General features: G+C 44.1%; 1 protein-coding gene. It reads left to right on the forward strand.

Annotated elements, in window-relative coordinates; genetic code table 11:
• Positions 1-846, forward strand: an 846-nt coding sequence (locus CWM53_RS00880) for a DNA methyltransferase (RefSeq protein WP_165784995.1), incomplete at both ends; no start/stop codon positions are given.

The raw sequence follows: 846 nt of genomic DNA on the forward strand, positions 1-846 counted from the left end.
GACTGATTTGCTTGCTAAAGCAAAAGCTAAAGACCCGGTATTAGGGGCTGAACTAGATCGAGAGTTCAAAATTTTGTCGTCGCGCCTTCCATTCGGACTAAATTTTGAGCGGCACAGCCCTGAAGCTGTTGAGTTACCATTGCGACCTGTCCGAAAAGGTGACAAGGTGCGTATTCTACCGGAGCGTGGAGCGGTCAAGAAAGGTGACCAGCGGCTTTGGCAGGTAAAAAGCATTAATAAGGCTAAGATGGTTGCTGTTTTAGAATTAACTGGGGCTGCAGAGAACGATACACAGACAGTCATGCTTGAGGACTTGGTAGTGGTGGCGGAGTCTCGTGACATTATCTATCCTGGTCTTGTTAGTACAGGTAAGGTATTGCGCGGAGGGGAGAAACCATTCCACACTGTCATTAATGGTGAGAATTACCATGCCCTTAAGGCATTAACATATACACATCGAGGCTGTGTTGATGCTATCTACATTGACCCACCATATAATACTGGGGCAAAGGATTGGAAATATAATAATGATTATGTAGAAGCTGATGACCTTTACCGCCACAGTAAATGGTTGGCGATGATGGAGCGTCGCTTGTTGATTGCACACCAGCTCCTTAATCCAGCAGATTCAGTACTAATCGTTACTATTGACGAGAAGGAATATCTACGATTGGGTTTACTACTGGAACAAATTTTTCCAGAAGCACGGATCCAAATGGTATCGATCACTACAAATCCAAAAGGAGCTTCTCGCCCTGATATGTTTGCTAGGGTAGATGAGTTTGCTTATTTTGTTTTGATTGGTAATTCCAGCGTTTCTGGAATTACAGTAAATGATTCGCAGGG

It is taken from the genome of Klebsiella sp. A-Nf5 (genome assembly GCF_002810545.1).
Lineage (GTDB): Bacteria > Pseudomonadota > Gammaproteobacteria > Enterobacterales > Enterobacteriaceae > Klebsiella > Klebsiella variicola.